Here is a 26573-nt window from a genome sequence, read left to right as displayed (position 1 = left end):
TGTAAGCCAAATATCCAATATTAATGACAGCCAACCACCAAAACCAGTTCTTTCAGCGCCTGGCAGCGCAGAATGAAAGATATCGCTACCAACTGCCATCCCGGCATGATGCCGGAAAGTTTATCCAGGACCTGATTAATTTTTTGTTTCCAATCAGCAAAGACTGTCCAAGCTGCCCCGGTAAGGATATTGCGATGAAATATGCTGACTTACGCAACAGTCTGGAATGCATGTTGGAACCTTTGTTGCCGGAGCTGGAAAAAAGTAAGGAAGAAATACTGGATGCAGTGTTTGCGCAGGTCCCTGAGATCTACGAAAAACTTTTAATGGATGCCAAGTCCATTACCGATAATGATCCTGCGTCGGTGAGCATTGAAGAAGTCATTTCTGTTTATCCCGGCTTCATGGCCATTGCAACTTACCGATTCGCCAATTCATTCGCATTGTGCGGCATCCCGTTGTTACCGAGAATGTTAACCGAGTTTGCACATAGCCAGACTGGCATTGACATTCACCCCAATGCAACGATTGGACACTCTTTTTTCATCGATCACGGCACAGGCGTGGTCATCGGGGAGACGACGCACATCGGAAACAATGTGAAATTATACCAGGGCGTTACATTAGGTGCTACACACGTGTCCAAGTCACTGGCATCGCGCAAGCGTCACCCGACTATTGAGGACAATGTGGTTGTATATGCGAATGCAACAATTTTGGGAGGAGATACCGTGATAGGCCACGATTCGATTATCGGCGGGAATGCCTGGCTCGTGCGAAGCGTACCTCCATTTTCACAGGTTTATCACCAAAGCAAAATAGAGATACGCCCGCAGACGCCGTCTGTTACATAATACTTCTTATAAATCGGCGAACACCTTCCATATACACGGGCTCCGCTTGCGGAAAGGCGTATCTGGGCTGTGTGGTCATAGTGATGCTGATAAAACCGTAGGTAAGGCACCACCATTCGTAATAGGTTTTGGTGACCATTTCGCCGGATCTCGGACGCAAGCTTGCAATCATTTCCCAAACCGGATTACCCTTAATGCTCATCGCCTTTCCATACACATTTTTGGAATCGCAATAAGCACCTTCCAGATTGAACATGACCTGAAAAACTTCCGGATTTTCAATAGCGAATACCCAGATGCGCTGTGCCACTTCGGCTAACTGTTTCTGAGGATTACTGAAATGTGTTTTGATCTTTAAAAATTCCGCTTGCAGGATGTCGAAGCCTTCCATGCGGATTGCTTCAAGCAATTTATCCTTGCTCTCAAAATATTCATAGAGAATTGGAGGGCTGTATTCAATCACTTCAGCAATTTTGCGGATGGAGACCGCTGTCCACCCGTCCTCACGGGCTATTTCTTTTGCTGTTTTGACGATATCCGAACGTACCTGTATTCTGAGGCGCTCTCTTCGCTCTACTATTCCCATACTATAATGCTGATTTTATGATGGAGTCAGAATGATATGCATTCAAATATAAACATATAGTCCTTACCGCTCAAGAGGATTTTAACCCGCTTCCTCAAAAAAATCCCGCTTTAAAGATATTTTTTCGTGCAAACAGCGCTAATTAAATCTAACGGCGGATTATAAAATTTAAGCGTAAAAAAATTTTTTTAAACGCCTGAAAATGTTTTATTGTGCGCGTTTTGCAGGCCCTGCCTTCTCCATCTTTTCGGTCAAACGATAATTGGCTTCCTGTGCACGGACCTTGCCGCGGGACTCATCCGTGATCCGGAGGTTATTCTGATAAACATCCAGCCGGACGGCTTTTTGGTTATCGTTCACATAGTTACGCAATACCAAACGCATCTGACTTTTTAGTGTTTCATCCAGAATTGGAAAGCAAACGTCAATACGCCGGTGCAAATTACGATGCGTCCAGTCACACGACGAAAGATACATTTCATCATTGCCACGGTTGCCAAAATGAAAGATGCGGGTGTTCTCGACATAGCGGTCCACATAGCGGCTTACCACAATATTGTCACTGATCGAGGGCAATCCCGGAATAAGACCGCAGCTCTCGCTAATGATCACATGCACCGGCACGCCCGCCTGCCCGGCCTGATAAATTTTATCGATCAAAATATGATCCTGCAGCTGGTTGATCTTGATCGTTACAAAGGATTTCAACCCGGCGTTACAATTGGCAATTTCCCGGTCGATCAGATCCAGGAGCCTTTTTTGGAGTGTAAATTGTGTTACAAACAGATAATTGAAGGGTAAATACTTATACTTTTTGGGCTCGTCTTGCGTGGATAAATAACCGAAGAGTAATTCCAGCTCATTGGTTAATTCGCGGTGGCTCGTAAGCAGTGCGTGGTCGACAATTTCACGGCTGGTAAGCCGGTAGAAACCGCCCGTTCCCAGGAACGCATAACGCTCCCAGCCTTTTTGTACTTTCCGTTTGATCAAAGCGATTTTAGCATGGACTTTCAAACCCGGCACACTCAAAATAATCTTGACACCAGCGTCCCGCATCTTTTTTGACCAATGCAGATTTTCCTGAATGTCGAGCTTCGTATTGAGCTCCACATAGGTGGTTACCCGCTTACCATTCCGGGCAGCGCTGATCAACGAATTCAGAATAAAGGAATTGGGGCTGATCTTGTAAAGTGAAACATGGATCTCGCGTACATGCGGGTCAACGGCAGCTTCATTAAAAAACCGGACAATAGGTTCATAAGAATGATAGGGCAAATGCAGCAGCTGATCGGCCTTTTGTATCGATTCAAAAACAGAAGTCGTATCATTAAAGTCCGGATTCTGAACCGCTCTCTGGTAAGCGTAATCGAGGCGGCGGGACAGCTGTGGAAAGGTCATCAGATCCTGCATTAAGATATAATGTCCCCTTTCATGAAACTCATTCATTGGAATACCGGCCTTGCTCACCAGATATTCGCGCATATACAGCGGCATGCCGGATTCGTAAAAATACTGGGCAGGCTGCACAAAATTGCGTTTTTCAAGCTGTTTCAAAATACGCTGCGCAATCTGCATCGGATATTCATCTTCAATGGAAAGCTCAGTATCCTTTTCCACCCGTAATGCGTAGCTTTCGAGCACATCGTAACCCGGGAAAAGCAACGGTAAATTTTCACGGACAATGTCTTCGAGAAAAGTCAACTGACGCCTGCCGTCGAGTTCGGGCAGCTCGATGAACCGTCCGAAAGGCTCGGAAGGAATGTTTACAAGGGCATACCAATCCTCTTCCGAGTCGTCTCTATGCTGCAATCTAACGACCAGATACAATTGCTTGGATTCGAAGAATGGCATTTTTGAGCTTCTTCTGCTATCCAGAAATACAGGCTGTAAATGGCGAAAAAGTTTGTCTATAAAAAATTTCCTTAAAAAACTGAGATGCTCATTTGCAAATGTTTCCTGATAATATAAATGTACGCCCTGCTCGTGCAGTGCCGGAAGAATTCCAGCGGTGAGGATATCATTAAATTCCCTCAACTGATTTTCAACCGTTTCGTAAACGTGTTCCAGCAGGGACTCAGGAAAGAGATTCAGCTTGGTGCGGATGTCGTTGCTCACCTCCCCCATCGCCAGCAGGCTGGGCACACGTGCCCGGAAGAATTCACTGGTCTGGTAAGCGTAAATGCCAAGAAAACGTAAACGCTCCCTCACCGGTACAGTCTCGTCATTCGCTTCCAATAATAATCTGTAATTATTGGAGAGCCAGCTCAGATTTGTATCGAAGTAGGGATATGCAACATCTATCATTGATTAAGGTAAAAAAGATTCAAAATTTGCTACAATATAAATACATTTGGCCGGTAAGGATCTAACTTTGCGGCACAAAGATTTAACAAAGTTCGGCGCGCATCCGGTGTTATATCTTTCATTTAAAACTTAATTACAGTACTATGCAATATCAATTATTGGGCCGGTCGGGTTTACGTGTTTCGGAAGTTTGCCTGGGCACAATGACCTTCGGAACTGAGTGGGGATGGGGAGCGGATAAGCATGAAAGCTTTAAAATATTCGAAAGTTTCGCAGGTGCAGGTGGTAATTTTATCGATACGGCCAATCGCTATACAGAAGGTTCTTCTGAAAAATATGTAGGTGAATTTATTGAGAGTGACCGCGATCATTGGGTTTTAGCAACCAAATTCACGCTCAAAGACCGGAATGATGACCTTAATTTCGCCGGTAATCACCGCAAAAATATGATGCGCTCAGTAAGAGCGAGCTTGAAACGCCTCAATACAGAGTACATCGACCTACTGTGGGTGCACATGTGGGACAATACGACGCCTGTCGAAGAGCTCATGCGTGGACTGGACGACTTGGTTACCAGAGGATTAGTACATTATGTCGGTATATCGGACACGCCTGCCTGGGTTGTTTCACAAGCTAATACAATTGCCGATTTTCGTGGCTGGAATGCATTTGCGGCAATTCAATTTGAATATTCGCTCATTCAGCGCACACCGGAACGTGACCTGCTTCCTATGGCCAAAGCGCTGGGGCTTGCAGTCACTCCATGGGGTACAATTGGTGGCGGAGCACTTACAGGAAAATATTTACGCGGAGAATCCGGCCGGGTTCCTGATCACAGTTCACGCAGAAGCGAACATAGTAGCATTATAGCACAAACTGTGGTAGATGTCGCCAGCGAACTTGGGGTTACGCCCGTGCAGGTGGCCATCAACTGGGCTCGCCATCGCGACCAGGTCATGATCCCGATCATCGGTGCCAGAAAAGAAAAGCAACTCGTGGATTCGCTGGGCTGTCTGTCATTCAAACTCCCTCAGGAAATGATCGACCGGCTGAATGAAGTAAGCAAAATAGAGCTTGGCTTCCCACACGAATTCCTAAAATCAGAAGGCATTAAGGAAGAAGCGTTCGGAGGACTTTTTGAGAAACTGGAAAATCATAGGAACTAACAAGCTGTATGCTTTAAGCAATACGCTGTATGATGTAAGTGCATATTGCCTATAGCATATTTTCTAAGCCTACCCCTATTGCTTAAAGCATACGGCCTATTGCTACTTCCCCCATGTTTCCGGAGCCAGACGCCATGCGCTCAGGCTTTCCAGTTGGGAGCTGTTAATGTAATTATGTTCTAATGCAGTTTCTATCAATGCATTGTAATTGCTTACAGTGCTGAGTTTGACATTTTTCTCTTTAAAGTTGTTTTCAGCCACTGCGAATCCATATGTAAAGATCGCTACCATTCCGGCTACTTCAATTTCGGCCGCGCGCAGAACATCAACGACTTTCAAAGAACTTCCACCGGTTGAAATAAGGTCTTCAATGATGATCACCGATTGTCCTTTTTCCAATCTGCCCTCGATCTGATTGCCCATTCCATGCTTTTTGGGCTCGGGTCGAACATATGCAAAGGGTAATTCCAAAAGATCTGCTACCAACGCACCTTGCGCGATTCCGCCCGTTGCTACGCCAACAACCGCCTGCACATCAGGGTATTCTTTTTTGATCAATGCTGCCAGGGTTTTTTTGATAAAAGTCCGGGTGTCGGGATAAGATAATGCCACGCGGTTATCGCAGTAAATTGGCGATAACCAGCCTGAGCTCCATTGAAACGGTTTGTCGGGACTCAATTTTATTGCCTGCGCTTCGAGTAGCAATTCAGCGATTCTTTTGTTAATATCCTGTTGGTTTAGCATGGCTAGTCTTCGGATTCTTCGTTTGTATTATGATTAATTACTAATAATTTATCGATCCGGCTGCGATCCATATCGATCACTTCAAACTCGAAGTGCTTCCATTTAAACTTATCCCCCGTGCTCGGAATGTTTTCCAGAATGTGCAGCACAAAACCGCCTAATGTGTTAAATCCAACCAATTCACGGCGTTCTGTCTCCTGAATGTTGAGATTGAAATACTGTATAAAATCGTCAAATGGCAACTGCGCATCGATGAGGTAACTGCCATCTTCCCTGCGTATGACTTCGGAGGCTTCTTCAATGTCCTCAGAAATGTCACCAACCAGCGCATCCATAATGTCGTGCATGGTTAAGACGCCCAAAATGCCCCCGTACTCATCTACAATGATCCCAAAATAGACGCGCTGCTCTTTGAACTTGGCCAAAGCCTGATACGCACGATTGCTTTCGGGCAAATAGACCGGATCTTTTACGACCGCATTCATATTGGCCAGCTGCTCTTCTATATCGGTTGCTATGAGGTCCTTCACGTAAACCAAACCCACAACATCGTCCACAGCGCCGCGGCAAACCGGGTAAATAGAATGTCTTGCATCGAAAATCTTGGCTTTATTTTCCTCAACAGAATCTTCCAGGTCCAGCCATACGATTTCCTGCCGGTTGGTCATCAGTGAAGTCACTTTCCGGTCGCCCAGTTGAAATACATTGTGAACAATCTCCTGCTCGATTTCTTCAAAAACACCGCCGGATGTCCCCTCTTGAATCAGACTCTTGATCTCCTCCTCGGTGACCGAATTTTCACTTTGCTTGATATTCAAAACCTTGATAATAAGATCACTGGAAAATCCGAGTAAAGCTATGAATGGTGCGGTCGCCTTTGAAAGCAAGTTCATAGGCGTGGCCATGAACTTGGAAATCGCTTCGGGATTAGCCATTCCTATCCGTTTGGGAACGAGCTCACCGAGCACCAGAGAAAGATAGGTGATAAATACAAGCACTGTTCCAACTGCCAGAGAATGAGCATAAGGCATCAGTAAGGGGATAGTCCCAATGTATTTCTCAAGATCACTGGTGATATTGTCACCACTGTACATACCTGTCAGCAGACCGATCAGGGTTATGCCAATTTGTACGGTGGACAGAAAACGGGTAGGTGAATTAGCGAGATGAAGTGCGGCCTTTGCGCTGGAATCCCCATTTTTTGCAGCAGCTTCAAGACGGGATTTGCGGGATGAAACAAGTGCTATCTCAGACATGGAAAAGACACCATTGAGCAGCACAAGAAGTAGAATTATCAGGAGTTCCAAGAACTGTATATTTGATACAAACACAAATTTATCAATAATAATCACTGTCTAAACTAAACTCTTTACTTAATTTTGGCATCGATTCACGTACCATTTGAAAAATGATCATTTTTTTTGACGACCGTCCTTTGCGAATTGTACGGACCAATCAGCTTTCTGCATCGGAAACTTCCGCATTCGATCACATTGTAGACCTGAGACTTGAGAAGCTGCAAAAAAAGATGTTAGCAGGCCACGTGCTTTTCCTGAACACCACTGCCGCATCTGCCATGCAACTCATTGAACTCCTGGAAAAGGCACTACCGACGGATATGTTGTCTGTGACAATGGCAACGCGTGAGAAGTCGGAATTGGAAGAAAAAATTAAAGGGAGTTACAAAGTAATCAAAGCTGCAGGCGGCGTTGTGGTAAAGGATGGAAAGTGGCTTTTCATGTTCCGCCGCAAAAAGTGGGACCTGCCCAAAGGAAAGCTTGACAAAGGTGAAAATTCCAGAACCGCGGCTATAAGGGAAATTGAGGAAGAAACGGGTGTTAAGGCGATGGTAAAAGAAAAAATCTGCACAACCTGGCACACTTACAGTCTGAATAACAACCGGATTTTAAAGCGGACCAAATGGTATCTTTTCGACTGCATTGATGACGCCAACATGCAACCACAAGCGGAAGAGCAAATTGAAAAATTAGGCTGGTACACGCAAAGCGAAGCCAAATCGATTCTGATAAATTCTTATAGTTCAATCCGTTATGTGATTGAAAGCCTTAATAAGACGCACGACATTAAAGAACAATAATATCGCAAGACTTTACTTTTGATAAACTCAGCCTTCCTGGTTGAGTTTATTAAGTTCTGAAAGGGAATAAGGCAGAAAATCATCTACACGCTGCCCATATCGGTGCAGATCGCGGATAATGCTTGAACTGATCGGAGCCAGCATCGGTGAAGTGATCAGAAACACGGTTTCAATTTCTTCGTAAAGATACCGGTTAACCTGCGATATGCCGTTTTCGTATTCAAAATCGGTTGTGTTACGCAAGCCCCTCAATAGAAACGTCGCTCCCAATTCTCGCGCTGTATGCGCAGTAAGGTCATCGTAAGTTACCACTTTCACGTTTCCCTGATCGGAAAATGTCTTTTCGATCATTTCCTTCATTACATCTAGCGGGAAATAGCGCTTTTTGGTTGCGTTGTTCCCGATGCCGATGACCACTTCATCAAAAAGCCGTAATCCGCGTACAACAATGTCTTCATGTCCTTTTGTAAATGGATCAAATGATCCCGGAAATAGTGCTATACGCTTCATGAGAGCAGCATTTACAATTAAGATGATACGAGGTAGGTGTTAAACAGGCCAAAGTAACGATGTCCCGGGACATCCGCACATTGTCTGTTATATTTAAGTGTGGTGGGGCCGTTGCCGATCTGCAAATTGGGGAAAAATCTTGAAAGCTCTGTGTAAGAATCGGAAGAAGATGCGATTTCGCCGTAACAAAGCACTTTCATCTCCTCAGGCAGAAAATTTAGCTGACTTAATGTAAACAGGATAATGTAGGCCAATTCCTGGGTTTTGGAAAAGCGGAAACGGTTGCAAAGTATCAGCTGCTGACCTTCTGTTATGACCAGCGTGAAATATTCTTTTTCAAAATAGATAGAAACCATCCTGAGCTGCTGATGCTCCAAATGGCTTACCAATGCTCCGATAATCAACGGACTGGTCAAATGGTAAAATGTGATCTGGGATGTGCCGAAATGGTTGATCATCCAGTCATACCAAATTTGCGGAACGCTAAAAACATTCTGCGCATGCACCAGCGGCAGATCGTGATAAAGCACTTTTTCATCCTTCGGAACCGGATTACCCAAAGCAAATGCCAGGTAATCGGTCGTGGATTTTTCTTCAAAAATCAGATTGGGGATTAAACTAAATGCGTGTGAATTGATAGAGATCCTAACATTTTTCCAACTATGCGATGACCAAAGCAAATGTCCTGTAAAAACCTTTTTAAGCCTTTCAAAAATTTCGCTGGGGTTCAAAACGGTTTCGAAGCTGTAATCTTCCAGCCAGATGCATTCCATGTTTTCATCGCGGACAATGCAAAACCGGATGCGCCTTTCGTCCACCTCTATGCACAATGTGCACAATGGAATGCTGGACGCGTCGAATGAATTATCGCCTACAAGCAGCGTAGGAATAATTTCAATGACCTGGTTTTCGGAATTTGCCACAATAATGGGTTAAGGTTAAAAATCTATTTTTTTGCATCGGACAAAAACTTACCCAGCCTGTGAATTTCATCCAAAGATTGCAACCGGGTAAAAATGCTGTGATATGCTTCCTCCGGCAGCGCATGAATGTGCTCCAGGCGCATCAGTTTCACGTCTTCAATGATTTGGTTATGCATTGAAATCTCCGGATCAGTCCCCTTGCTAATGCTGCCATGCACCGCTTTTACTTCAAAAAACAGCTCAATGGCGTGAAGCGGAGGCTGCACAAATTCATTGACAAACAACAAATCACCCATTTCTGCAACCAGTCCGGTTTCTTCCCTGATCTCTCTTTTTAAAGCGGCTTCGGCGGTTTCCCCAAAGAGAATGCCCCCGCCCGGAGGACTCCAGAACGACTGACTTTTGCCATACAATGAATGATTTACCAAGAGAACCTGATCCTGAACAATGTATATGCCGCTTACACGAACACGCACATTACCCCCGTATAAATTCTTTACTTCATCATTTAAAGTCTGCACATCGCTCACTTTTTCGGAGCGGCAAAGATAACCAACCTGAGATAATTGGCAAGATATAATATAAGGATCAGGAATAAGGACTTCCTGAAATGTAGCTTTCCAGCGAGCTGATATGTTCTTTTTGCTCGTGGATAATCGCGGAAACAATATCGTTGATGGATATGATGCCAATCAGCTTTCCATCCTGATTGACAGGCAAATGCCGGATATGTTTGTCAGACATTATCTGCATACATTCCTCGATTTTCTGGTCCGTTTCAACGGTGATCACTTTACTTGTCATAACTTCCCTGATGCGCGTATCCCGCGAGCTCTTTCCCTGCAGAATAACTTTTCTGGCATAGTCCCTTTCGGAAAAGATACCGATCAATTCATTATCTTCAAGAACCAAAACAGCACCAATGTTTTTGACGGCCATGAGTTCCAGAGCCTCAAACACCGTGTTGTCTTGCGTCACCGACCAAAGCGCATTGACAGGCTTGTTGCCCATTACATGTTGTACTAGCATAGATGTTTGAGGTTTTGGAGTGTAAAAGATAAAATTGGGAATCTAATATATGCATTTGCAGCATTAAAATCCAATAAATTCTAAGTATATTTTTGTAACTGTTACGCACTTTGATTTAAGCAATCGTTGCGTTAGTTTCGGCATTATGGAAACAGATAAGATTTTACCTTCCCAACTTTTACGCAAGCGTTTTCCTTTCAAACCCACTGAAGGCCAGCTCCGCTTTTTTGAACAAACGAATGATTTCCTCGTCGAAGAAAAAGGCCTGGAACGTTACAGGGATTGTTTTTTGCTGAAAGGTTACGCCGGAACGGGAAAGACAACCATTATCAGCACATTAATCAAAGTGTTGAAAAACTTTGGCTATAAATCCATTCTGCTTGCCCCGACCGGCCGCGCCGCAAAAGTGATGTCGGGTTACTCCGAAAAAGTCGCATTAACGATCCATAAGAAGATATATAAGCAAACGGCCGACTCATTTTCGGGCAACCTGACATTCCAGCGCCAGAAAAATTACCATGACAACACACTGTTTATTGTGGATGAAGCTTCCATGATCACCGACGATGCAGATTTTGGCAACAAAAGTCTTTTGGCGGACCTGGTCGAATTCGTTTTCGAGAATCCCGGAAATAAGCTGATGCTTGTGGGCGATGTGGCACAGCTGCCACCCGTTGGTAAGGAATTGAGCCCGGCATTGGACGGCGAATATCTGGAAAAGACGTTTTATATGTCTGTTTTTCAGGAGGAATTAAAGGAGGTCATGCGGCAGGACGAGCAATCGGGGATATTGTTCAATGCAACATTATTAAGGAACCAGCTGGTTGCCGAAAAGCCTGAAATCCAGATCACCACGCGTTCCTACCGTGATGTTTTCAAAATGACCGGCGAAAAACTGGAAGAAGGCCTGCGCTATGCCTATGATAAATATGGCCAGGAAAACTCCATCATTCTGACGCGGTCCAACAAATCAGCCGTCCAATACAACGAATACATCCGGCGCACCATTAATTTTTCAGAAGAAGAGCTTGATGCTGGCGACCGGCTGATGGTGGTTCGAAATAATTACAACATCCTGGATGAGGATTCACCTGCGGGCTTTATCGCAAACGGTGATTTTGTGGAATTATTAAAAATCCGAAAAACCCAGGAAATGCACGGTTTCCGTTTCGCCGACGTGACCCTACGCCTGACAGATTACGAAAAGCAACCTGAATTCGACGCCAAAATATTCCTTGACACCCTACATTCAGCCTCCCCTTCCCTGTCGTCGGAGGACAACAAGAAGTTATATGAAAGCGTCCAGAAGGATTATTTTGATATCGCATCAAAAAAGGAAAGAATGGAAGCATTAAGAAAAGACCCCTTCCTTAATGCATTGCAAGTAAAATTTGCCTACGCCTTAACTTGCCACAAAGCGCAAGGAGGCCAGTGGAGCTCCGTGTTTATTGACCAGGGATATCTGCCTGAGGAACAGATTAATGTAGAATTCATCCGCTGGCTTTATACGGCCATCACGCGGGCGACAGACGAAGTTTTCCTGATGAATTTCCACCAGCATTTCTTTAAATGAATGCCGGCAGGCATGTAACATTGGTAGCAACAAAAACGGTTGTGAGGATGGAACAAATCCCGGCAGGGATGTAACGACCAGCGTGATGCATGCCGTTACATCCCTGCCGGGATTGGCGATTTTCGTGGTCATCATTTTCTACCAATATTGCGTCGCTCTGCGACTTTTTGTTTACTCCCTGGCTGCGGCTCGTTGTAGACGATCGTTGATTGCCAAACCTAAGCCATTCATTGGGACAAACTCTGCGCGAATTTGCTGAATGGGCAACATATCTAACTCTCTCAGATATGCAAATAGGTTATGCGCAGCTTCTTTCATATCACCCGTTTTACTCAATATCCGCTGATATTTCCGGTCAATGTTTTCCAGATATTCGTCAAAAAGCAGATAACCTGTCAACATCTCTTCGCTTGCCAGGAACGCGCCTCTATGATTAAAGTAAAGCGGCTTTCTGGGCGCATAATGGCTTTTTAACATGCCCGGCGCTTTGGGATTGGATGAAGAATGCGGCATCAATTTCACCTTTCCGACAATCGCCTCAATGTCTTCAACTGCCAAACCTCCTAACCGGTAAACAACGGGTTCATCATTTTCAAAACCAACAATGGTTGACTCAATGCCCACTTCACTTTCGCCGCCGTTCAATATATAAGGTATTTTTTCTCCCAATTGCGCATTCACATGAGCAGCATTCGTCGGGCTGATGTAACCGAAAGGGTTCGCGCTTGGTGCAGCCAAAGGAAACGGCAGCGACCTTAGAAGTGCAAGCAACAAAGGGTGATTGGGAATACGAACGGCAACATTATCAAGTCCAGACGTTACAAGGTCTGGAATGATTTGCTTTTTAGGAAGCAACAACGTGAGCGGGCCAGGCCAGAAATGCTTTGCCAGCAGCAAGGCCTTTTCGGGAAATTCGTTAACAAACTCCACGGCTTTTTCCAAAGAATCCGTATGAATGATCAGCGGATCGAATGCCGGCCGGTTCTTCACTTCGAAAATTGACAGCACCGCACTGTCGTTCAATGCATTACCCGCCAACCCATAGACTGTTTCGGTAGGAATGGCCACTAATTCTCCTTTTGTGAGAAATTCTTTTGCAACGTTAATGTCAGTTCCGGTGATCGCCAAAATAGGTGCTGTTTTCAAAATGCAAAAGTACGGCGATGATCGTTAAGAGCAAATGTTGGGTCAAGTCATTTAGATTGTTTTTAAATAACCTCTAATAATGAGTTCCACAGACTACCGATACATAATCCGTGTTTATATTTATTAATTAAATAGCATTTCTAAACTACCCTTTTTATTATGTTTCAAATCAAAGAACAACCTGCCGTTTTTGACGTCTGTATCATTGGCTCAGGAGCGGGAGGTGGAATGGCAGCACTTCAACTTGCCCAACAGGGAGCCAAAGTGGCGCTTTTGGAGGCCGGTGGATATTTCGATCCTGCTGACCCTAAATATATTACGCAGCTGAAATGGCCGTACGAGTCGCCACGCCGCGGTGCTTCCAACCACCGTCCGTTTGGAGATTTTGATGCTGCCTGGGGAGGCTGGGAAATTGATGGCGAACCCTACACAAGAAAAAACGGAACGCAATTCGACTGGTTCAGATCGAGGATGCTGGGTGGCCGGACCAATCACTGGGGCCGCATTTCCCTGCGTTTCGGGCCAAAAGATTTTAAAAGAAAAAGCATTGACGGACTTGGCGACGACTGGCCGATCGGTTACGACGATGTAAAGCCATATTATGATAAGGTTGATAAGCTGATCGGGGTTTTCGGGACGGTTGAAAATATGGATAACGAGCCGGATGGCATTTTCCTTCCTCCGCCGAAGCCACGTTTACACGAGCTTTTTCTAAAACAAGCTGGAAAAAAAGCCAATATTCCGGTAATTCCTTCCAGACTTTCAATCTTAACAAAACCTATAAATGACCAGCGCGGCGTTTGCTTCTATTGCAGCCAATGTTCACGCGCCTGCCAGGCATATGCGGATTTTTCTTCTTCATCTGTCCTTTGTATACCTGCTGTAAAAACCGGCAATGTAACACTGATCAACAATGCAATGGCACGCGAAGTGCTCACCGATCCGGTTACGGGGCTTGCAACTGGCGTTTCGTATGTAGATCGTGAGAAATTGACTGAGCATACTATTAAAGCAAAAGTTGTGGTTCTGGCGGCGAGCGCGGGAGAATCGGCCAGGTTGCTTTTGAACTCAAAATCAGACAGACACCCTAACGGACTTGCCAATTCAAGCGGCGTGGTAGGAAGATATCTGCACGATTCAACGGGTGCCTCACGCGGCGCATTCCTGCCTCATTTGATGGACAGAAAGCGCTATAACGAAGACGGCGTTGGTGGAATGCACGTGTACACGCCGTGGTGGCTGGACAACAAAAAACTGGATTTCCCAAGAGGCTACCACATTGAATACGGTGGCGGAATGGGTATGCCGAGCTACGGATTCGGTGCCGGAATCGAAAATATGAATGGCAAATATCCGACAGCAGCAGGTGTTACCAAGCCAGCGGGCGGATACGGTTCATCATTAAAAGAAGATTACCGTCGTTTTTACGGAGCTTACGTCGGCATGGCTGGTCGCGGCGAAGCTGTTCCTAATTTTGATAATTACTGCGAAATTGACCCGAATGTTGTGGACAAGTTTGGCATCCCTGTACTTCGTTTCCATTACAAATGGACGGATTACGAAATCAAGCAGGCCAAACATATGCATGATACTTTCGAAGAGATCATTCATGCGTTGGGTGGCGTAGCAAGCGGAACCAAGCCTGGTGCTGATACGAATTACGGCATTGCAGCTCCGGGTCGTATTATTCACGAAGTAGGAACGGTGAGAATGGGTAACGATCCTAAAACTTCCGCGTTGAACAAGTTCTCACAAGCGCACGACGCGAAAAATGTGTTTGTGGTCGATGGTGGTTCATTCGTATCCCAAGCCGATAAAAATCCGACCTGGACCATTCTTGCGCTTTCTATGCGAGCGTCGGAATACATTGTGGATCAGGTTAAACAAAAAAATATCTAATTATTTGAACACGGTTTCAAATCATAACTATGAAACGTAGAGATTCATTAAAAGCATTGACGCTCAGCTCCTTGGGTTTATCTGCGCTCAACCCGCAGGTTGCTTTGGCTGAACAGAGAGAACTTGATGCCCAAACCCCGCCGGAAACACCCCTTAAAATTCCGGGCGGACGGACAAAGGAAGAGGCCATCCGTGATGCAAAGCTGATGAAGGAAAAATTCCTCACAGCTTCCGAAATGGCGACAATAAAAGTGTTGGTTGACATTATTATTCCTGCGGACGATAAGTCCGGCAGCGCGTCACAAGCTGGCGTTCCGGATTTCATCGAGTTTATTGCCAAAGATATGCCCCAAAACCAGGTCCCTTTGCGCGGCGGGCTTAAATGGTTAGACCTGGAATCAAACAAAAGATTCACGAAAGGCTTCACCCTGTTGACAAAGGCCCAGCAATTGCAAATCGTGGACGACATTGCCTATCCCGAAAAAGCAAAGCCAATGCATAGCCAGGGCGTTGCATTCTTCAATCTGATGCGTAACCTTACTGCATCCGGTTACTATACATCCAAAATAGGCATTGCTGACCTTGGTTATATGGGCAACACCCCAAATGTTTGGGAAGGTGTCCCTGCGGATGTTTTAAAGCAATATGGTTTGAGCTACGAATAACCTTTGTATAGAATAAGAAAACCCCGGTCGCTTCGCAGTTGCCGGGGTTTTTCTTTGAAAACCGGGGAATAATTGAAAATCTCCGGCTGGTAAACGGATAAGGATCGACATATTCTAATGGTTTAGTTGCGGCATGAGCACACACACGCTCTCAGTTGAACTGCTAAACTATGCCCTCGATCACGTCACATTATCTGTTTGTCAAACTGGTTTGGTTACTGGTTTTCCTCATAATCGCTGCATTCTGGACCACAGTTTATCATTACGCATATAACTTCCCCTATTACGACGATTTCCAGTCCATTGTCCTTTTTCTGACTCATTACATCCAGTCAGACAGTCTTTCTGAAAAGCTAATTCTGTTTTTTGAACAAAATTTCGAACACAGGGTGGTGCTCGCAAAGCTTTTGACGCTAGGCGTTTTCCTGGTCACCGGTCAGGTTAACATTAAAATACTGATTATCCTGGGCGACCTGAGCCTGCTCGGAACGTTGTTTCTGATGTTCAAATTCTTCTCGAAGAAACAGATATCACTGCCAGGCTTTTTCACGATCGTTTGCCTGCTTTTCCAGGTGCAGCATTATGAAGACACCATTTCCTGGGCCACTTGCAGCCTTCAACATGCGCCTTGCCTATTCTTTTCGATGTGGAGTTTTTACCTGGCGCTGCGTCGAAAAAGCGCGTTTTGGAGCAGCGTGTTGGCAATCCTGGCACTTTTCACGAGCGCAAACGGCCTGTCTGCCGTCATTATCCTCATGATTATAACGGCCTATTCCAACATTCCCAAGCTCCACAAAATGACACAAGCGGCATTTTTGTTGTTTATCACTGCTGTGCATTTGCTGACGATCAAAATACATTCCGGCTCGATGCTGGATCATGTCTTTAAACATGTTGCTGTCAAATCAGTGCTATTACTTTCATTCGTGGGGCAACTGGCCGACACAAATTATACCAACAGCATGGTGCCCAGTGTTGTGCTTGGGATTGTGTTTTTGTTTCCAATAACCATTGTTTTGAAAAATTTCTTCGAGAAAACACTAACGGACGTTACCACATTGCAATGGTTCTGCTTCGCAGGCATTATCTCGCTGCTTTTTGTCGGATTCCTGATCGTATTTGCCAGAGGCGTCATGCCGGACTTTGATGGTTACAGAATGGATCGCTATAAAATTTATTCCGCATTCTTCGCTATTTTTTCCGTTGCATTCTATGATCGTTACTGGACATTTGGCAAAGCAGGGTCTTTGGTGAAAATCGCAGTTGCGGCCGCATCGCTGGCATTTTGCATCAGTTCCTATTACATTTATTATGATAAGATCACGCATTTCAGCAGGGAAATCAGCGCGAATGAGCTAAATTATAGTTGGAGTAAAACGATTTACTATCCTGTGATTTTCGAAGATGTCAGCATTACAAATTATCTGGACTTTGCCCAGCGAAATTTTATGTTATCGGACCGGGGCCGTTTGAATGCATTATTAAGCAACATAAATTGGAAACAAAGCGAAGGCAACATTGCGGTGGACATACTAAACATGCCGGATCGCATCGTAATAAGTAACGCGCCTAACAGCCAAATCAATCAGCAAGCGGATGAGCTTTATGTTGTCGCGACAGATCCTGTTAACAATCAGCCAAAATATTTTTGCCTTGCATCTAACAATTATGTAAGATCGGTGAAGAATTTTTACACCACATTTAAAAAATCAGTGGGAACCGAATTTACTTCGACTATTTACAAAAGGAAATTAAAGCCCGGAAATTACAACTTGCATCTGCTTTCCATTCGCGACAGAAAATCCGTTTCTGTTCATTCCATAGGTGAAATCACACTGTAAGTTGACATGCTGGCCATAAAAAAAGGCTGCCACGTAATGGACAGCCTTTGAAATACAATATTATCAGATTAGTACAGCTTCTGACGTTGCTGCTTCACAGTTTCGTCTTTCAGGAATTCGTCGTAAGTCATTAATTTATCCAAAATCCCTTTCGGCCCTATTTCAATGATCCTGTTCGCAATCGTATGAACGAACTGGTGATCATGCGAATAGAACAGAAGACAACCTGAAAAATCGATCAAACCGTTGTTCAATGCAGTAATCGATTCAAGGTCCAGGTGGTTAGTTGGGTCATCCAAAACCAATGCATTAGCGCCTGAAAGCATTGTTCTCGAAAGCATACAACGGACCTTCTCACCTCCCGACAACACTTTTGCTTTTTTAAGAGATTCTTCACCAGAGAAAAGCATCCGTCCCAAAAATCCACGGATAAAGCTTTCGTCCTTTTCTTCGGAATATTGGCGCAACCAGTCAACCAGATTCAGATCCACGTCGAAAAACGAAGTCGGATCTTTTGTGAAGTATGACTTCGTAATGGTCACTCCCCAGGTGTACGATCCTTTGTCGGCTTTCTGTTCTTCGTTGATAATGTCGAAGAAAGAGCTGATAGCCATTACATTACGGCTAACGAATGCAATTTTATCCCCTTTATTAACATTGAAACTGATATTATCAAAAAGCTTCGTGCCGTCGTCAGCCGTCTTTGACAAGCCTTCAACACGCAGAAGCTGATCGCCAACTTCTCTTTCAGACTTGAATGCGATGTATGGATATTTACGCGACGATGGCTTAATGTCATCAATGGTAAGCTTATCCAAGAGTTTCGCACGGGAAGTTGCCTGCTTCGATTTCGAAGCGTTGGCACTGAATCTTCTGATAAATTCTTCCAGTTCCTTACGCTTATCCTCAGACTTCTTATTCTGGTCCTGGCGCTGCTTTAAAGCAAGCTGGCTCGATTCATACCAGAAAGAGTAGTTACCAGAAAACATCTGCACTTTGCTGAAATCGATATCCACAACGTGCGTACAAACCTCATCCAGGAAGTGCCTGTCGTGAGAAACTACGATCACTGTATTTTTGAAATCGGCAAGGAAATTTTCGAGCCAAAGCACCGTTTCAACATCCAGGTTGTTGGTAGGCTCATCCAGCAGTAACACGTCCGGATTTCCAAAAAGAGCCTGTGCAAGCAAAACGCGGACTTTATCATTCGCATTGAGGTCGCTCATTAAGGCACTGTGCTGTTCCTCTAAAAGGCCCAGCCCGCTCAGTAGTTGCGCAGCTTCGGTTTCCGCTTCCCAGCCATTTAAATCCGCAAATTCGGCTTCGAGCTCTGCTGCTTTCTCTCCGTCTGCATCAGTGAATTCTTCCTTTTCATAAATCGCCTCACGCTCCTTCATGATTTTATATAGGCGCTCATGGCCGAGGATTACCGTATCCATCACCGTATAGGCGTCAAATTCGAACTGATCCTGTTTCAGGAAAGTCATCCTTTCCCCCGGATTCATGCTTACATTCCCTGTTTGCGGTTCTATTTCGCCTGAAAGTATTTTCAAGAATGTAGATTTCCCAGCGCCATTCGCTCCGATCACACCATAACAATTGCCGGGAACAAACTTTATATTAACCTCATCGAATAATACCCTTTTGCCGTATCGCAATGATACGTTCTGAACCGTAATCATTTTAAAATAAATTTTTTATGAATGAAAGCGCAAAACTACGAAATTCAGAACGAATTCGCATGTTGAACAAACTAAAACAAACGAAGCGGACCGGTGATTACCAGCCCGCTCAGTCGAAATTTACATATTTAATCAAGGGATAACCCGCAATGTATGGGCACCTTTGCCTACGCTGATCGTCGCTCCCTGCTTTTTAAGCGATGGCGAATCGCCTTTTGCGACTGTCCAGAACTCAACTCCCCCATTTCCCGTGCCATATTGGAGATATTCAAATACGGACACCGCAATGTTTGAACCATCCTTGTCAAAGGCAACGCTCTGCGGATAAATTCCTTCAAAAGGATAATCAGCCACTTTGGTCAACGCGCCAGTTGCAGCCGTAACTTTATACAATGAAAGCGAAGCACCGGTTCCTGAGCCTGCTTCTGTCCAGGGCGCACCGCTTTTACCCGCATTCACAGTTACCAGCATGGACCCATCCGGACTGATTGCAAATGAACCTGTATTTGTTCCCGCCGGAACTTGCGCAGCCACTTTATGCTCAATCGCACCGTCCATCGAGAAATTGACCACCAGAATTTCCCCGTCACCTGCTCCCTTACCTGGCGTTGCAGACTTGGTATCCAGTACGAAATAATGCCTTCCATCCGCTGAGAATCTTCCAAACGAAGGTTCTGTTCCAACCTTGATCGGTTTTCCAACCATTTCAACATTCTTCAATTTCCCCGCTTCCCGGATCACTTTATAGAGTCCTACTTCATTGGAATTATCCAGTGTAAAAGCAATAAAATCACCTGATGGATGCCAGGTAATGTCGATAATCTTGCTCGTTGTATCAATCGCAGCGGGCAGGTTCAGAAAACGCGCAGGTTTACCATCCGGTCCCGCTTCGATGAAAACGAGCTCTTTTCCAACATCATTCGTGGTCAGTATCAGCTCGTTTTTGTTTACGTCAATGGCATTTGGTTTTTTGCCAACAGCAAATCCAAACTTTGCTTTTGGTGCGGCAAGGTTGGTAATGTCAACAACGAACAATTTTTCTCCTGCCGGAAATTCAGCAGACGCATCCTTATATTCATTTACGCCATCCTCAGGACGAAGCCTGCTATCGAGCACGTAGGCTAGCGTTCCTGTTGCGGGCACAGCCAGTGTTTTTCCGGATGCGAGCACAGAGTTTGACACAAGCGCGCTCCCTATGCCTTTGCTCCCGCGCTCAACCGGAAATTTGATTGTTGTAAGAAGGTCTTTTGCAGTATTGTCTCTTAACAGCTTCCCATCAACCAATGCCGATGCCGCCATATCAGCATCCGAAACAACAACCAAACCCCGGGCATTAAAGTTAATGGGCGATTGAGCAATCGCGGGAACTGCTCCGAGCGCTGCCAAACCAGCAAATAATGCGACTTTTTTCATAGAAAAGAATTTAAGTTATAGGTGGTTTAAAATATTAAATGGAGGTTATACCAAAAGAAACCTTGTGAAGCAACATAGCCTCACAAGGTTTCTTCTTGAAAACGCAATATACGATAAAAATAGAAAAGCCCCGATAACAGCGTTACCGGGGCCAAATCTTTACTACAAAAAATTATGCTGCTACTGCAATCGAATTAACCAACCTGGCCAACTTCGACTTCTGGTTAGAAGCTTTTTTCTTGTGGATGATGTTTTTCTTTGCCAAACGATCCAACATTGAAGATACAGTTTTGTAAACTTCAACAGCTACTGCCTTATCAGTCGTTTCACGCAATTTCTTTATGTATGAACGTGTAGTTTTGTGTTGGTAGCGATTACGCAAACGCTTAGTTTCGTTAGCGCGGATTCTTTTTAATGCTGATTTATGATTTGCCATTTTGTAATGATAATTTTCTCTTCTTCATTTCGGTTTGCAAAAATAGAAATTGCTTGTTGAAATGCCAAATTTCGCCGTAAATATATTTGCTAAACCTGACAATACTTATTTGGGCATACGTTGTACGTCCGAATTCAAGTATTCTTCGATGCGATTTTCCAGCTCTGAATAAGGGATGTTGCTGTGAAGCTCTCCTTCCACAGCCAGGGAAATTTTACCCGTCTGCTCAGAAATCACAATGACAATCGCATCCGTGGCCTCGCTCATCCCCATGGCTGCACGGTGCCGGAAACCCAGTGACGAAGGAACATCTACGCCATCGGCAACGGGCAAAACACATCGCGCGGCTTTCAAAATGCCATCCACAATGATAATAGCCCCGTCATGCAGCTCACTATATTGATTGAATAAAGAAACAAGCAGCGGCTTGGAAACACGTGCATCCAGCAATTCCCCGGTCTCCACAAATTTACTAAGATCATCGCGCTTGTTAACCACGATCAATGCGCCGGTAAAATTGGAAGCAATGGTTTTAGAAGCATCAACAATTTCTCTGAGATTCTTGCCTTTCAGATCCAGGACCGAACTGCCCATCACTTTTTTAAGCAAACCATTATTCGTATAAATCGTGGATTTACCGATAATGAGCAGAAACCGCCTGATTTCCTGTTGAAAAATGACGATCAATGCCACGGCTCCAACGCCCATGAAATATTGCAAAATGGCAGTGAGTAAGCCCAGTCCCAGTCCTTTCACAACCAGATAAAACACGTATACAAACAAGTAACCGAGAAAAACCCGGCTGGCAATGCTTCCACGGACAAGTGTAAAAACCTGATAAAGAAGAACGGCCACCAAAAAAACATCCAGGACGTCGGCCCAATTGATGTTCAAAAAACCCACACGCATAAGAAAATCAATATTATTTCGCGACTAAATTACTATTTTTAATTCACACTGGAAGCAGCCAGCCACAGTTTTACCGCCTCCGCGGCAGGTTTCACATCGTGCACCCTGATGATCGAAGCACCTCGCTCCAAAGCCATCGTATTCATGACTGTCGTACCATTTAATGCTTCTCCGGCCGAAACATGAAGCGTTTTATAAATGGTTGCCTTACGCGAGATGCCGACCAAAATAGGACAGTCTAACAAGCTGAATTCGGACAAATGCTGCAATAACGCAAAATTCTGCTTCGTGTTCTTGGCAAATCCAAAACCGGGATCTACTATGATATCCACCACTCCCAGTGATCTCAACTTATCCATTTTTCCTTTCAAATCCTTCAAAATATCCGGAACGAGCTGATTATAAGTCGTCATTGTGCTCATCGTTTGCGGCGTCCCGCGCATATGCATAAGTATATATGGGACATGCAATGCGCTGACAACTTCAAACATCTGCTCATCCAGAGTGCCTCCGGAAACATCATTAACGATGTGCGCACCTGTTTCTATTGCCCGTTTGGCCACCTGAGAACGAAATGTATCCACAGAAATGATAAGTTCAGGGAAATTCTTATTCAGTGGCACCACTGCCGACTCCACCCTATCCGACTCTTCCGCTGCCTCCACTTCCCTGGCCCCGGGCCGCGTGGAGTATCCGCCAATATCAACCATTGTTGCACCCTCAGCCAGCATCTGCCCGGCTTTCGAGAGCAACTCATCCTCAGATTGCATCCGGCTACCTTCGTAAAATGAATCGGGTGTGATGTTAAGAATTCCCATCACTGCCGGTGTGGACAGATCAAGGAGTTTGCCCCTGATGTTGAGCGTTTTTTTGCTAACTTGCAACATAAAATCTTGTTAAATCCAGACAAGGATGTGAGTATCAAACCGTTTGATTTTCTTGTCTATTAAGCAGCAAACCAATTTTACGCAGTGAAATCCACAGAATCGGAATATCAGGAAATCATTCAGTATTGCCAAGATCTTTTCGCAAAAAAAAATCAAGATTACGGAACATCCTGGCGCATTTTGCGCATTCCTTCCCTTACCGACCAGATATTCATCAAAGCGCAGCGCATTCGCACCATTCAGGAGAAAGGTACTCAAAAAGTGAATGAAGATATTTCCTCAGAATTCATCGGGATCATCAATTACTGCGTGATGGCATTGATCCAGATTGCTGCCATCGAGCATAGGGAGGAGATCAATGACACCCAATTGACTTCACTATATAATCAGCAAGTGAACGAAGTGAAGGAACTGCTGTTTAATAAAAATCATGATTATGGAGAAGCTTGGCGCGATATGCGCGTTAGTTCTATGACCGATATCATTCTCATGAAGTTGTTAAGGATCAAACAAATTGAAGACAATCAGGGATTAACGCTTGTCTCTGAGGGGGTTAAAGCCGGATATCAGGACATTATCAACTATTCTGTTTTTTGTTTGATCAAATCCAATGCTTTGCAAACCAATTGATCCGATACCTTCGTCACTGGCAATCCTAAATTTTTGAAATGAAAATCCTTGCTCAGATCTCACGCGCCATAGTTGGCTTACTCTTCATTTTCTCCGGACTTATCAAACTGAACGATCCCGTTGGGACGCAGTACAAACTGGAAGAGTATTTTGAGGTTTTCGCAACGGACCTGCCCCAATTTCATGATTTTTTCATGGCGCTTGTGCCCCTGGCGCTCTACTTTTCAGTGTTTCTGTGTACCGCAGAAGTTGTTTTGGGCATCGCATTGCTTGTAGGATATAAACCCAGGACAACTGCCTGGTCGCTGCTGCTGATCATTGTCTTTTTCACATTCCTGACATTCTATTCTGCTTATTTTAATAAGGTTACGGATTGCGGCTGCTTTGGCGCGGCGATTAAGCTGACGCCCTGGACTTCTTTTAGCAAAGACGTTTTCCTTCTGGCGCTAATCCTCATCATTGTTTTTTACCGAAAAAAATTCAAAGCATTACCAACAGGAATTATCGTCGTCATTTCTACGATTGTTTCGCTGGGCATCGCAGTTTACGCTTTGAGGCACCTTCCGATCCTGGATCTGCTTCCTTACCGCGTCGGTGCCAGCATTCCCGCGCAATTAAAGCCGTCTGAGCCACTACGCTATCTGTACGTTTTTGATAAAGGCGGCAAAGAGGTAGAATTTGAAAAATATCCAAGTGATACCACATTGGTTTTCAAGGAAATGATCGTGCTGAATGAGGATGCCAAGCCGAAAATTACGGATTACAAAGTCTGGAACGACGCAGGCGATTACACTGAGGAAACATTCAAAGGCAAAAAGCTATTTTTGATCATTAAAAACCTCACAGACATCAATACAGCTGCTCTACCTGACATTAACAAGCTCATTAACAGCATCAGGACAAAAGGCGTGGAGCCGATTATTCTCACATCGGGCAACAGCGAAGAAATCGTAAAATTTCTCTCTGCACATCAGCTCAATGCGCCTTATTATTATGTTGACGCGACGGTTTTAAAAACAATTTCGAGGTCCAATCCCGGCTTATGGCTTCTGAAAGACGGCGTCGTGAAGGGAAAATGGCATTATAATGACACGCCGGATGCAGAAGAAGTAATTGAATTGGTAAAATAGTAAGCATGAAAAATGTCATATTAGTCGGTATGATGTCGTCCGGCAAATCGACATTGGGTAAAAAGCTGGCGCGGCTTCTTCATTACAAATTTGTTGATTTGGATAAATTAATTGAGCAGGATCAGCAAAGTGACATTCCTACATTATTTGCCCAAAAAGGCGAACCTTATTTCCGGGAAGTTGAAAGCCGCCTGTTAAAAGAGCAGGCCAGCCAGCAAGGGGTTGTGCTGGCGTCTGGTGGCGGAACACCTTGTTTTCATGATAATATGGCTTTTATCAAAGAAATGGGGATCAGCGTATTTCTGGACGTCCCTGCTGCGAGTCTCGCTAAACGGATCCGGAGCCATGGAAAAGACGACCGCCCGATCCTTTCAGGAGCAGCTTCACTTGAAGAAACACTGCAAAGCAAAATTAACGAGCGCCTGCCATTTTATACCCAAGCCGACATTGTGATAAAAGGCGAGGTGGAAGCCAGCCATTTACTAGAAATGCTTCATCCATTGTTATAAAAAAACCTGCACAAGGCAGGTTTTTTTAACATTTTGAAATAATATCTCTTAGAAATTCACACCGACAGTCAGCACCACATTGACCGGCTTGTGCGTCACTTCAACGGACGCGTAGTTCTCCGGATTATTCAACACGTAAGGGGTGTAAATAGATTTGAATGTGCTCATTGTTCCGCTCAGGTCTGCAAAAAACCTGTCTTTGCGAACGCCCACCCCAGCTGAGAAAAGCAGCTTATCCCTTTTAAACCCAACATTGGCCTGGTAAGGATCTCCAATGTAAGCAGCGCCGAGCCTGGCCCTGAACAAATTGGCGCGAAACTCGCCGCCCAGCCTGAAATTATATGAACTGCGGAATGTGTCTTTGATTTCCGACTTTGTATTGGATTTAAATGCACTGTTATCGGTGCTGCTCAGGTAACTGGTGCGCACGCCCATTACGCTATAATCCTGATATTCGATTGAGCCTGTTACAAAACCTCTGTCCTGAATAAAAAGGGTTGCTCCTACATTAGCTTTTAACGGGCTTCTGAGTAAATATTCGAAGTCGTTAGGAGCAATCGGCAGGTTCAGATATGGGGGCTGGATTAAAGTGCCATCCGGGCCTGTTACCAGATTATCCACATATTCCGCGTTGACATTCTGCGTGAATGTTTCTTTAATGGAGCTGAATGTCGGACTTGTTAACACACCGCCCATTTGAAAAATTGGGTTGAACTTATAAATAACGCCCAGCGCAAAGTTGATCCCAGTGCCTGTCACCGTCAAAGCTTCATTTTGTTGGGTATAGACTAATTCAGGACTATCTACATAATTATCCCGCAATGTCCGGTCATAAGAATAGCGCAGCCTGCTGAAACCAAAGTTGGCACCAATGTATAATTTATCGTTATAATTGCCCGCATAGGCGATCGTCCATTGCGTATTGGCACCTGTTGCTGTGTAAGTGCCGAGCTGATCCACCACGCTGTTTCTGTCGAGTGCATTGTAAGGCGGCCCGCTGTTGGATGTCGGGTTGATCAGATACATTTGATAATACGCTGCCGGCAGTGAATAAGCCACTGGTCCACCACTGTTAGGATTGCCTTCAAAGTCTTCTTCAAGCTGCTGACTCGAAATGCCGCCGTCGATACTGGCGTCCTCAGCCACTTTATCAATAAATGCACTCTTGTCATTCAAACCCGTAAATGTGTAATGATCCCGGAATGACTGCTGTCTTGAAAAAGAGATCCCAAGCGAAGATCGTTTCCACTTGCGTTGAAATCCGGGCTGGCTGGCAATGATCAGGGAAGCTTGCGCAATATTCAGGTTACCCTTGGTTGCGGAATTGTTGTCTCCAAAATAGCTGGTTTTGGTATTTGAAGGCGTAACCCCAGGACTGAATGTAAATTCGGATCTGTTATAAAATCCTAATCCGGCCGGGTTTCCGTGAATCGAACTGGGGTCGCCGCCTAATGATGCGTGATTGCCACCCAAAGCCTGAAATCTGGCCGAGCCGGTCTGGTCCCTTTCCGAATATCGTAACGCATCGGTCGCGTACTGGGCGTAAGTTGTTGACGAAGTTAAAAGAGCACATAATACAGCGCTCCAAAGAATCAGTTTATTCATGGGTCAAAAAAGGAATGCAACGGGTTATTATCAA

The 26573-nt window shown here is 44.8% G+C and carries 25 protein-coding genes; 10 read left to right on the top strand and 15 right to left on the bottom strand.

What is annotated here, in order from left to right; genetic code table 11:
* Window positions 1-23 precede the first annotated feature (23 nt).
* The gene (gene epsC, locus MUK70_RS02420) at window positions 24-854 is read left to right on the top strand and encodes a serine O-acetyltransferase EpsC (RefSeq protein ID WP_234655542.1); all 831 of its coding nucleotides are present in this window, start codon (window positions 24-26) and stop codon (window positions 852-854) included.
* Here epsC and MUK70_RS02415 read toward each other — a convergent pair.
* Window positions 847-1440: a TetR/AcrR family transcriptional regulator gene (locus tag MUK70_RS02415; RefSeq protein WP_082214337.1), complete on the bottom strand. Its 594-nt coding sequence runs from the start codon at window positions 1438-1440 to the stop codon at window positions 847-849. The genes epsC and MUK70_RS02415 overlap by 8 nt on opposite strands.
* A gap of 207 nt (window positions 1441-1647) precedes the next feature.
* A complete protein-coding gene (gene ppk1, locus MUK70_RS02410; protein ID WP_234655543.1) occupies window positions 1648-3744 on the bottom strand; it encodes a polyphosphate kinase 1 in 2097 nt (698 codons plus the stop codon).
* Window positions 3745-3887: 143 nt separating this feature from the next.
* Between ppk1 and MUK70_RS02405 the strand changes: the two genes are divergently transcribed.
* The gene (locus MUK70_RS02405) at window positions 3888-4910 is read left to right on the top strand and encodes an aldo/keto reductase (protein ID WP_234602213.1); all 1023 of its coding nucleotides are present in this window, start codon (window positions 3888-3890) and stop codon (window positions 4908-4910) included.
* Between the two features lie 102 nt (window positions 4911-5012).
* Here the strand turns inward: MUK70_RS02405 and pyrE are convergent, their stop codons facing one another.
* The gene (pyrE, locus tag MUK70_RS02400; RefSeq protein ID WP_234602212.1) at window positions 5013-5654 is read right to left on the bottom strand and encodes an orotate phosphoribosyltransferase; all 642 of its coding nucleotides are present in this window, start codon (window positions 5652-5654) and stop codon (window positions 5013-5015) included.
* A 2-nt stretch (window positions 5655-5656) separates the two neighbouring features.
* Entirely contained in the window at window positions 5657-6961 is a 1305-nt protein-coding gene (locus MUK70_RS02395; protein WP_255716635.1) for a hemolysin family protein, read from the bottom strand.
* A 101-nt stretch (window positions 6962-7062) separates the two neighbouring features.
* Between MUK70_RS02395 and MUK70_RS02390 the strand changes: the two genes are divergently transcribed.
* Complete coding sequence (locus MUK70_RS02390; RefSeq protein WP_234655544.1) at window positions 7063-7752, top strand: NUDIX hydrolase; 690 nt, start codon at window positions 7063-7065, stop codon at window positions 7750-7752.
* A 27-nt stretch (window positions 7753-7779) separates the two neighbouring features.
* On the opposite strand, the gene coaD is transcribed toward MUK70_RS02390, so the two are convergent.
* The 4 genes from coaD to MUK70_RS02370 all read right to left on the bottom strand — a co-directional run bounded on the left by coaD (window position 7780) and on the right by MUK70_RS02370 (window position 10214).
* Entirely contained in the window at window positions 7780-8262 is a 483-nt protein-coding gene (gene coaD / locus MUK70_RS02385) for a pantetheine-phosphate adenylyltransferase (RefSeq protein WP_234602210.1), read from the bottom strand.
* Window positions 8263-8279: 17 nt separating this feature from the next.
* Entirely contained in the window at window positions 8280-9185 is a 906-nt protein-coding gene (locus MUK70_RS02380; protein ID WP_234655545.1) for a DUF3822 family protein, read from the bottom strand.
* 23 nt (window positions 9186-9208) lie between these two features.
* Window positions 9209-9706 carry an NUDIX domain-containing protein gene (locus MUK70_RS02375; RefSeq protein ID WP_234655546.1) on the bottom strand — a complete coding sequence of 166 codons (498 nt, stop codon included), beginning with the start codon at window positions 9704-9706 and terminating at the stop codon, window positions 9209-9211.
* Between the two features lie 67 nt (window positions 9707-9773).
* Window positions 9774-10214: a CBS domain-containing protein gene (locus tag MUK70_RS02370; RefSeq protein ID WP_234602207.1), complete on the bottom strand. Its 441-nt coding sequence runs from the start codon at window positions 10212-10214 to the stop codon at window positions 9774-9776.
* Between the two features lie 145 nt (window positions 10215-10359).
* Between MUK70_RS02370 and MUK70_RS02365 the strand changes: the two genes are divergently transcribed.
* Window positions 10360-11787, top strand: coding sequence for an ATP-dependent DNA helicase (locus MUK70_RS02365; protein ID WP_234655547.1), 1428 nt, complete (start codon window positions 10360-10362; stop codon window positions 11785-11787).
* Between the two features lie 171 nt (window positions 11788-11958).
* Here MUK70_RS02365 and MUK70_RS02360 read toward each other — a convergent pair whose 3' ends face one another.
* Entirely contained in the window at window positions 11959-12915 is a 957-nt protein-coding gene (locus MUK70_RS02360; protein ID WP_234655817.1) for an L-threonylcarbamoyladenylate synthase, read from the bottom strand.
* Window positions 12916-13092: 177 nt separating this feature from the next.
* On the opposite strand from MUK70_RS02360, the gene MUK70_RS02355 reads away from it, so the two are divergent.
* The 3 genes from MUK70_RS02355 (at window position 13093) to MUK70_RS02345 (ending at window position 17338) form a co-directional block, all read left to right on the top strand.
* Window positions 13093-14832, top strand: a complete 1740-nt coding sequence (locus MUK70_RS02355) for a GMC family oxidoreductase (RefSeq protein WP_234602201.1) — start codon at window positions 13093-13095, stop codon at window positions 14830-14832.
* Between the two features lie 29 nt (window positions 14833-14861).
* Window positions 14862-15497 (top strand): gluconate 2-dehydrogenase subunit 3 family protein, encoded by a 636-nt coding sequence (locus tag MUK70_RS02350; RefSeq protein WP_234655548.1) that lies wholly within the window; start codon window positions 14862-14864, stop codon window positions 15495-15497.
* A gap of 170 nt (window positions 15498-15667) precedes the next feature.
* Entirely contained in the window at window positions 15668-17338 is a 1671-nt protein-coding gene (locus MUK70_RS02345) for a hypothetical protein (protein WP_234655549.1), read from the top strand.
* Window positions 17339-17406: 68 nt separating this feature from the next.
* On the opposite strand, the gene MUK70_RS02340 is transcribed toward MUK70_RS02345, so the two are convergent.
* The 5 genes from MUK70_RS02340 to folP form a co-directional block, all read right to left on the bottom strand.
* The gene (locus tag MUK70_RS02340; RefSeq protein WP_234655550.1) at window positions 17407-19020 is read right to left on the bottom strand and encodes an ABC-F family ATP-binding cassette domain-containing protein; all 1614 of its coding nucleotides are present in this window, start codon (window positions 19018-19020) and stop codon (window positions 17407-17409) included.
* Between the two features lie 132 nt (window positions 19021-19152).
* The gene (locus MUK70_RS02335; RefSeq protein ID WP_234655551.1) at window positions 19153-20433 is read right to left on the bottom strand and encodes a beta-propeller fold lactonase family protein; all 1281 of its coding nucleotides are present in this window, start codon (window positions 20431-20433) and stop codon (window positions 19153-19155) included.
* 172 nt (window positions 20434-20605) lie between these two features.
* On the bottom strand, window positions 20606-20869 hold the full coding sequence (gene rpsT / locus MUK70_RS02330) for a 30S ribosomal protein S20 (RefSeq protein WP_234602193.1): 264 nt from the start codon (window positions 20867-20869) through the stop codon (window positions 20606-20608).
* 105 nt (window positions 20870-20974) lie between these two features.
* A complete protein-coding gene (cdaA, locus tag MUK70_RS02325; protein WP_234602188.1) occupies window positions 20975-21778 on the bottom strand; it encodes a diadenylate cyclase CdaA in 804 nt (267 codons plus the stop codon).
* Window positions 21779-21816: 38 nt separating this feature from the next.
* Window positions 21817-22665 carry a dihydropteroate synthase gene (folP, locus tag MUK70_RS02320; protein WP_234655552.1) on the bottom strand — a complete coding sequence of 283 codons (849 nt, stop codon included), beginning with the start codon at window positions 22663-22665 and terminating at the stop codon, window positions 21817-21819.
* A gap of 84 nt (window positions 22666-22749) precedes the next feature.
* Between folP and MUK70_RS02315 the strand changes: the two genes are divergently transcribed.
* From MUK70_RS02315 to MUK70_RS02305, 3 genes are read left to right on the top strand one after another with little or no spacing between them, the layout of a single operon-like run.
* Window positions 22750-23295 carry a DUF1599 domain-containing protein gene (locus MUK70_RS02315; RefSeq protein ID WP_234655553.1) on the top strand — a complete coding sequence of 182 codons (546 nt, stop codon included), beginning with the start codon at window positions 22750-22752 and terminating at the stop codon, window positions 23293-23295.
* Between the two features lie 38 nt (window positions 23296-23333).
* Window positions 23334-24425 (top strand): BT_3928 family protein, encoded by a 1092-nt coding sequence (locus MUK70_RS02310; protein ID WP_234602184.1) that lies wholly within the window; start codon window positions 23334-23336, stop codon window positions 24423-24425.
* 5 nt (window positions 24426-24430) lie between these two features.
* Window positions 24431-24934 (top strand): shikimate kinase, encoded by a 504-nt coding sequence (locus MUK70_RS02305; RefSeq protein ID WP_234655554.1) that lies wholly within the window; start codon window positions 24431-24433, stop codon window positions 24932-24934.
* Between the two features lie 48 nt (window positions 24935-24982).
* On the opposite strand, the gene MUK70_RS02300 is transcribed toward MUK70_RS02305, so the two are convergent.
* The gene (locus MUK70_RS02300) at window positions 24983-26539 is read right to left on the bottom strand and encodes a hypothetical protein (RefSeq protein WP_234655555.1); all 1557 of its coding nucleotides are present in this window, start codon (window positions 26537-26539) and stop codon (window positions 24983-24985) included.
* Between the last annotated feature and the right edge of the window lie 34 nt (window positions 26540-26573).

Source organism: Dyadobacter chenwenxiniae (assembly GCF_022869785.1).
Lineage (GTDB): Bacteria > Bacteroidota > Bacteroidia > Cytophagales > Spirosomataceae > Dyadobacter > Dyadobacter chenwenxiniae.
This window is presented reverse-complemented; position numbering and strand designations above follow the sequence as displayed.